The 7,657-nt window shown below is 66.8% G+C and carries 9 protein-coding genes; 1 reads left to right on the top strand and 8 read right to left on the bottom strand.

Annotated elements, in window-relative coordinates; all coding sequences use genetic code 11:
• The 7 genes from rsmH to ACH107_RS27665 form a co-directional block, all read right to left on the bottom strand.
• Window positions 1–800, bottom strand: an 800-nt coding sequence (rsmH, locus tag ACH107_RS27635; RefSeq protein ID WP_412508897.1) for a 16S rRNA (cytosine(1402)-N(4))-methyltransferase RsmH, incomplete at its 3' end; no start/stop codon positions are given.
• A gap of 3 nt (window positions 801–803) precedes the next feature.
• Window positions 804–1,307 carry a division/cell wall cluster transcriptional repressor MraZ gene (mraZ, locus tag ACH107_RS27640; RefSeq protein ID WP_412508899.1) on the bottom strand — a complete coding sequence of 168 codons (504 nt, stop codon included), beginning with the start codon at window positions 1,305–1,307 and terminating at the stop codon, window positions 804–806.
• 646 nt (window positions 1,308–1,953) lie between these two features.
• Window positions 1,954–2,445: an N-acetyltransferase family protein gene (locus tag ACH107_RS27645; protein WP_412508905.1), complete on the bottom strand. Its 492-nt coding sequence runs from the start codon at window positions 2,443–2,445 to the stop codon at window positions 1,954–1,956.
• 80 nt (window positions 2,446–2,525) lie between these two features.
• Entirely contained in the window at window positions 2,526–3,521 is a 996-nt protein-coding gene (acuI, locus tag ACH107_RS27650) for an acryloyl-CoA reductase (protein WP_412508901.1), read from the bottom strand.
• Window positions 3,522–3,623: 102 nt separating this feature from the next.
• Window positions 3,624–4,733, bottom strand: coding sequence for a dimethylsulfoniopropionate demethylase (locus ACH107_RS27655; RefSeq protein WP_412508902.1), 1,110 nt, complete (start codon window positions 4,731–4,733; stop codon window positions 3,624–3,626).
• Window positions 4,734–4,867: 134 nt separating this feature from the next.
• Window positions 4,868–5,506, bottom strand: a complete 639-nt coding sequence (locus ACH107_RS27660; protein WP_412508906.1) for a DUF1326 domain-containing protein — start codon at window positions 5,504–5,506, stop codon at window positions 4,868–4,870.
• Between the two features lie 63 nt (window positions 5,507–5,569).
• Complete coding sequence (locus tag ACH107_RS27665) at window positions 5,570–6,310, bottom strand: DUF2182 domain-containing protein (protein ID WP_412508907.1); 741 nt, start codon at window positions 6,308–6,310, stop codon at window positions 5,570–5,572.
• A 97-nt stretch (window positions 6,311–6,407) separates the two neighbouring features.
• Here ACH107_RS27665 and ACH107_RS27670 point away from each other — a divergent pair, with 97 nt between their 5' ends.
• A complete protein-coding gene (locus ACH107_RS27670; protein WP_412508903.1) occupies window positions 6,408–7,145 on the top strand; it encodes a FadR/GntR family transcriptional regulator in 738 nt (245 codons plus the stop codon).
• Between the two features lie 21 nt (window positions 7,146–7,166).
• Here the strand turns inward: ACH107_RS27670 and ACH107_RS27675 are convergent, their stop codons facing one another.
• Complete coding sequence (locus ACH107_RS27675) at window positions 7,167–7,577, bottom strand: nucleoside deaminase (RefSeq protein ID WP_412508904.1); 411 nt, start codon at window positions 7,575–7,577, stop codon at window positions 7,167–7,169.
• Window positions 7,578–7,657: the final 80 nt, after the last annotated feature.

Consider the following 7,657-nt stretch of genomic DNA (forward strand, 5'->3'; position numbering starts at 1 on the left):
GCGTGGCGGCTGCCGCCGCCGCCGGTGCTTGCCCGCGCCTGCAGGAACCGCTTGACCATGCGGTCCTCGATGGAATGGAACGTGACAACGGCAAGCCGCCCGCCCGGGCGCAGGACCCGCTCGGCGGCTTCCAGCCCGCCCAGCAGTTCGGCATACTCGTCGTTCACCGCGATGCGAAGCGCCTGGAATGTCCTTGTCGCCGCATGCGCTTGCCCGGGCTTGCTGCGCCCGAGCGTCCGCTCGACAAGATCGGCCAGTTGCAGCGTCGTCGTTATCGGGGTCGCCTCGCGCGCCCGGACAATGGCCCGGGCGACCCGCCGGGCGGCACGCTCCTCACCGTAAAGATGAATGATGTCGGCCAGCTCGCGCTCTTCCAGCCCATTGACCAGGTCCGCCGCCGTGCGCCCGTCACGCCCCATGCGCATGTCCAGCGGCCCGTCCTTCATGAAGGAGAAACCCCGCTCCGGCGCGTCGAGCTGCATCGACGACACGCCGAGATCCAACACGACGCCGTCCGCCGCCTCCGCATGATCGTCGAGATGTGAAAACGTGTCCTGCACGAGGATCAGCCGGTCGCCGTAATCAGCACCCCAGTCGCGCGCCATCTCCAGCGCGAGGGGGTCACGGTCGACCCCCACGACCCGGTCGGCCCCCGCCTCCAGCAGGCCGCGCGCGTATCCGCCGGCGCCGAGTGTCCCGTCGATCCAGAGCCCGGAAACCGGCGCGACGGCGGCCAGAAGCGGGCGCAGCAGAACCGGAACGTGGGGGGCGGTCTCGTTGATGCGCGCCGCGGGAGCCATCGCTCAGCCCTCCCCGGCCTGATCCAGATAGATGAGCGGGTCGAAATCATCGGGCAGCTCGTCCAGCCACGCCTCGGTCTTGGACAGCTCCTCCTGCTCGTAGGTTTCGGGCTTCCAGATCTGGAACGTGTCGCCGGCCGCGATGAAGAACGCCTCGCCCTCCAGCCCGATCTTCTGGCGCAACTTCGCCGGCAACACGAGCCGTCCGGTCTCGTCAACGTTCGTCGGGTAGGATTGGCCGTGGAACAGCCGCTGCAGCATCTTGCGCTCCATGGACCCGCGCGGCAGGCTGTCGATTTTCGCATCGACCTCCTCGATCGCCTCGATCGTGTAGCATTCAAGGTAGCTGCGGCGGTGATCGCCGTAGACGATCACGAGTTCCGGGCTCTCCTTGTCGTGACAGTTCGGGTCCGAGGCTTCGAGAACACGGCGGAAGGAGGCCGGGATACTCACCCGCCCCTTGCTGTCCACCTTGTGGTGGCTCTCGCCTCTGAACCTGCGACCCACTGTCCCGTTGGCCCCTTTTAAATACCCCCGGCAAGTTCCCCGGCCCGGAAACGAAACGGCGGATTGAGCTGCTGCCACTGCCCAATCCGCCGCCCTCGTCCCGCCTCGAGCGGGGTGTCCGACTGCGCGCGCCACCTGGGGGGATGTCTGCTCGCCCGCGCGCCGGATCCGTTTGTGACGATGAAAGCGGGTGCCTGTATGAAACCTGACTTGGGAGATTTGCGGGGTCTTGTCGGTGCCCCTTATGTCCCGTCCTCATCGTGTATAAAGGGATGACATGGGAATTCGTGGAAATCAATGAATTTCTGCGGGCACAACTTCTCATCACCGGCCTGCCCACCCCGGAAAAACGGGATAATCGAGCTAACCAGACAGAGAAATACGCACAACCTAGCTATTCTCTTAATTCCGGACACAAAATATTGCGCTGCTATGATGGGTGAAAATTTTCCCGCGAATTCCCAATTTTTTTGCGCATTGTCGTGAAAACTGAAGAATTCATCCGTATCAAAAGGCATGAAGATGGCAAAAGATACTTTGTACGGCGATTCGGCGGCACGAAACCCGGGCGTCCGGCACGGCCCGACCCGGCGAAAAACCCGATGCCCATGATTTCCCGTAAGGAGACCGGCCCGCGCTGCGCGGTTCAGCCCGGCGAGTCACCCAGCCACTTGTACATCACCCGCGCGTCGACCATCCCCGCGCGGGGGTGGCGGAACGCGCGCGGCAGGCGGCCGACCGTCGCGAAGCCGAGGCTTTCCCACAGCCTGATCGCGCCCCTGTTCGTCTCGACCACGCAATTGAACTGCATCGCAAGGTAATCCAGCTTGGCCGCCTCTACCTGCGAATGCCGGCACATGGCACGCGCCACGCCCTGCCCGCGGGCCGCGCGGGCCACCATGTAGCCGCAATTGCACACATGCGCCCCGCCGCCCTGCTGGTTGGTCTTGATGTAATAGGTACCCACGATGCCCTCGGGCGTCTCGGCCACGAAGGTGGCCCGCGGCGTGCGCATCCAGAGCTCCTGCACCCGGCCGCGCGACAGGCCGGGATCGATGGCATAGGTCTCGCCCGCGCGGATGACATCGCGAAGGATCGGCCAGAGCGCGTCGAAATCCCCGTCGCGCGCCAGCCTCATGCGAATGCTTTCGTCGTCCTTGCTCACGTCACCCCCGGCCTGTCCCGCACTAAGCACGACAGCCGGGCGGCGGGCAAGCCTCAGGCGTTCACGTCAACCACGACGCGGCCCTTGACCTGCCCTTTCAGGATATCGCGGCCGAGGGAGGGCAGATCGGACAGGGCGGCGGGCTGCACCATCGACTCGAGCTTGTCCATCGGCAGATCCTGCGCAATCCGCTGCCATGCCCGCAGGCGGTTGTCATAGGGCTGCATCACGCTGTCGATGCCCAGCAGGTTCACGCCGCGCAGGATGAACGGCGTGACCAGTGCCCCCTCGATGGCCGGGCCGCCCGCAAGCCCGATCGCCGCGACGGAACACCCGTATTTCATCTGCTTGAGAACGCGGCCCAGCATCACGCCCGCGACGGCATCGACACAGCCGGCCCATTGCTCGCTCTCCAGCGGTTTCTTCGTGACCTCGGCAAAGTCATCCCGCGGCACGATGCGCCCCGCCCCGAGACCATGCAGATACGCCTCTTGTTCGGGCCGGCCGGTCACCGCGGCCACCTCGTGGCCCAGGTTGGCCAGGAGCGCCGTCGCCACGGATCCGACGCCGCCGGCGGCCCCCGTCACCAGCACGTCTCCGTGCCCGGGCGCCAGCCCGTGATCCTCCAGCGCCATAACCGCCAGCATCGCCGTGAGACCGGCCGTTCCGACCGCCATCGCCGACCGGGTGTCAAGCCCGTCGGGCAGCGGCACCAGCCAGTCGGCCAGAACGCGCGCCTTCTGTGCGTACCCGCCCCAGTGCGCCTCGCCGACGCGCCAGCCCGTCAGGACGACGCGGTCGCCGGGCTTGTAGCGGTCGTCGCTGCTCTGCTCGACGGTGCCGGCGAAATCGATGCCCGGCACGTGCGGATACTTGCGCACAAGGCCCCCGCCGGGCCCGATGCACAGGCCGTCCTTGTAGTTGAGCGTGGAATACTCCACCGACACAAGGACCTCGCCATGCGGCAGGTCATCCTCCGATATCTGCCGGACGGCCGCCGCCGTCTTGCCGCTTTCCTCGTCCTTCTCGACAACCAGCGCGTTGAACATCTCGTTTCCTTTCTGCGCGGGACCAGCCTCCCGCTTGTCTTGGCTCCAGGTATCCCGGGAAGCACGGCGGGCTGGCCCCCGCTCCCCGCTGCCGGACCCGGTTCAGGTCCAGAACGTCTCATGCACGGTGGCGGCGCGCACGCCGTCGGGCGCGATCACGTCAACCTCCGTGCCATCGTCCCAATGTGTCAGCCGCACCATGCCGATCGCCACGTTCGTGGCGAAATCCGGCGACCACGCCGCGCTCGAGATCCGGCCCACCTGCCGGTCCCCGGCCATGACCGGCCACCAGCGGTCACAGGGCGGCACCGGCCCGCCCTCGATGGAAACCGGCCGGATCTGCTGTACCGGCCCTTCCTTGGCCACGCGCAGCAGCGCATCGCGGCCGATGCAGCCGATGGCCGTATGCGTGTTGCAGAACCGTCCCAGCCCGCATTCATGCGGCGTGTTGTCGTCGGTCATGTCATTGCCGTAGCTCAGCAGCCCGCCCTCGATCCGCTCGATCAGGTTGGGGCCACCGGCATGCACGTCCCATGTCCGGCCCGCCTCCATCAGCGCGTGCCACAGCGGCATCCCCAGATCGGCGCCTTCAAGGTAAATCTCGAACCCGCCCTGCTTGGAATAGCCCGAGCGCGCCACCACAAGGTCGCGCCCTTGAAAGTTGAACACACCGAACCGGAAGAACCGGATCCGGCGCACTTCATCGCCGAAAACGGCCGCCACCAAGTCCTCGGCATGCGGCCCCTGCACCGCCAGCGGACTGACGTCGGGCTCGTCCACCAGCACGTCCAGCCGCCAGCCATGCGCAACCGCCCGGACCCAGTACAGCAAGTCGCTGTCGGCGATCGAGATCCACCAGCGGTCCTCGGCCAGCTTGACGGCGACCGGGTCGTTCAGCATGCCGCCTGTCTCGTCGACGATGGGCACGTAGAAACACTGCCCCGGCGTCATCCGGCGCAGGTCACGCGGCGTCAGCATCTGCATCAGCCGGCCGGCATCCGGCCCGCGCAGTTCCACCTGCCGCTCGCAGGCCACGTCCCAGACCTGCACCGCCTCCTTGAGATGCCGGTAATCCTCTTCGAGGCTGCGAAACACCGAGGGCAGCAACATGTGGTTGTAGACGGTGTAGGCTTTCACCCCGGCGGCCTCGACCCCGTCGGAAAAGGGCGTTCGGCGCAGCCGGCGCGACAGCGAGAGCAACGGCGCGGTCATCGGGCAAGCTCCTTCATCATGAACAATTCGGCAAGCGGGGCCATCCCCGCCCCGCCTGCATCCGCATCACGTGCCGCCGGGCGCGGCATTGGCCCTGACGGTTGGCCATGTGCGCGACACGCGGCGCGCGCCCCTCAGCCCGGGCCCTTCCAGTCGATCTGGCAGATCTCGGCGCTGCGGCCATCGAAATCCCAGACCCGGCCAAAGGCCCGCACCCGGCCCTGGTCGGCCTTGGCCACGGTTATGTCGGGACCCATCCAGTACTTGGTGTTCGTCACCACCAAATCGTCGCCGTCGTTGCCTTCCACCGGGGTGATCGCGCCCTTGATCGCGCGCCCGACCATCAACCGGCGCGTCTTGCCCTCGGTCTCGAAACTGATCGGCGCGCGTTCGGCGCCCAGGAACTCGCTCACCAGCACCTTGAACAGGCCCGTCGTACCCTTGGCCTTGCCGCTCATGATATCGAGAAGCCCGTCGAAGGCCTCATCGCTGGCGCGCTCGTCGATGTAGGCCGCGGCCTTCCAGTTGCCCCGCGCCATCTTGCCGGGGATCTCCAGCAGCAGCCCCACGTTCAACCCGCCAAGATCGGTGTCGCCGAAATGTCCCTCGTCGATGCGGATCCCCGCCCAGCCCATGCAGTACCCCTCGGTCGGGGGATGATCGCCCAGCGAGATCACGCAGGGGCAGAAAACCGTGCAGTTGCAATTCAGGATCAATTCACCCTTCATCGCCCACGGCACCGTGCCCGGCGCCGCTTTCGCGGCACTCGGCATGCTGTCCGCGCTTTCGGCGGGCGTCTCAAGTTTCTGCGATGCCATCACGGCCCTCCTCTCCGGTCATGTCCATGTCGTTGTCATCAGCCGCATTGCGGCCGCCGCCAGCAGCACCGCGCCCAGCGGCCGCGTCAGGGGCCGGCCGATGTCGGGCAGCTTTTCCAGCACCATGATCACCGTGGCCAGCCCCATGAACGCAAGGTTCATCACCCCCCCGACAAAGGCCAGCAGCATCAACGCCCAGCAGCAGCCAAGGCAAACCGCGCCCAGCCGCAGCCCCATGCGCCACGCGCCGGCGTCCCAGTGCTGAAAGAAAAACGTGAGCGGCGCGCGGCACTTGGCCAGACACCCCTCCTTGAGCGGGCTGAACTGATACAGGCCCGCAAGCGCCAGCAACCCGGCCGACAGTACCGGGGTCAGGCTGTCGCCGAAGGCACTCACGAGCCCCGCCGTGTAAAGCCCCATCTGCAGCGCCGCCGCGACGACCGAGAACCCCAGCCAGACCATCAGGTAGCCCGCCAGCAGCGCGCCGAACCGCTTGCCGCCTGTATCCGGCAGGTCGTCATACGTGACGAGCGCGGGCAGCACCGTGGGCGCCATCATGGCAGCCGACATCAGCGCCCACATCAGGCTGACGCGCGCAACCCCCGCCGCGTCGGGCGTCACGCGGCACAGGCTTTCCCAGAAATCGGCGCCATAGACACGGCCGGCCGCGCGCAGGTCGGCGGGCAGCGCCATCGCGTACAGCGCCGCCCATGACAGCAGGATGCCGGTAAAAAGCATCAACCAGTGCGCCCCGGTCATCTGCCTGATCATCGCCATGGCAACGCGCCCTCCGAAACGCCGGTACATCGAGTCCCCGCTTGCAAATCAAAATGTCAGACATTTAAATGTAAGACAAATGAAAACAGACCCAGACCGCAAGGCCGATCTCTCGGCCCAGATCGCACAGGCCATCCGCGATGCCATCGTTGACGGGCGCATGATCGTGGATGAACGCCTGCCCTCTGAGGCCGAGCTTGCCGAGCAGTTCGACGTCTCCCGCCCGACCGTGCGCGAGGCGCTCAAGCGGCTTGCCGCGCAATCGTTGATCCGCACGGCGCGCGGCGCGTTCGGCGGCGCCTTCGTGAATCGCCTGTCCTACCAAGAAGCCTACGGACAGCAGGTCACCACCTCGACGCTCCTGCTGTCCATGAACGCGGTCGGTTTCGATACCGCCTGCGAGGCGCGCTATGCGCTCGAACGCGCGTGCACGCCGCTGGCCGCCCGCCGCCGCGATGCCGACCACCTCGCCACGATGCGGGCCGAGATCCACCGGCAGGCGCAGCCCGGCCTCAGCGACGAATCCTTCTGCGCCTCGGATGTCACGTTTCACCGCGCGCTGGTGGACGCGGCGGGCAATCCCGTGCTCAGCTACCAGCTTGCCGGCGCGGTCGAGGCCATGCAGCCGCTCATGAACATGATCACCTTCACCGCCCGCTCGCGCGAACAGATCATCAAGCTGCACACGCGCATCACCGACGCCCTCGAGGCGCACGACCCCGGGCAGGCGGAAACGGCCCTGCACGCCCTAGAAGCTTACACGCTTGAACTGGGCCGCGGCATCATGGCGGAAAGGTCGGGCAAGCACCCGTCATAGCGCGTGACGGCCCCGCGCACATCACCCCCGCCGTGCGGCGAAAAACGCCCTGAGGATCGCCTCGGCCTCGGCCGCCGCGATCCCGTCATACACCTCGGGGACGTGATGGCATTGCGGATGCGCGAACACCCGCGCCCCGTGCGCAACGCCGCCCGACTTGGGATCCGACGCACCGTAATACACCCGGTCGATACGGGCCGCGGCGATCGCGGCGGCGCACATTGCGCAGGGCTCCAGCGTCACGTACAGGCTGTGGCCCGGTAACCGTTCACTCCCGGCGACGGCGCAGACCGCACGCAGCACCAGTATCTCCGCATGGGCCGTCGGATCGTTCAGTTCCCGCGTCCGGTTGCCGTCGCGCCCCACGATGCGCCCCGCCGGATCGACCACGACGGCGCCCACGGGCACCTCGCCAGGGGTCTTGCGCCTCAATCCCGAGTATCAGAATTCCAGTGGTCAAGATCCGGCCTCTTGCTGGCCCGATCCTCTGAATAGCCCACCGCACCGTTCCT

The organism is Roseovarius halophilus (ex Wu et al. 2025) (assembly GCF_047086965.1).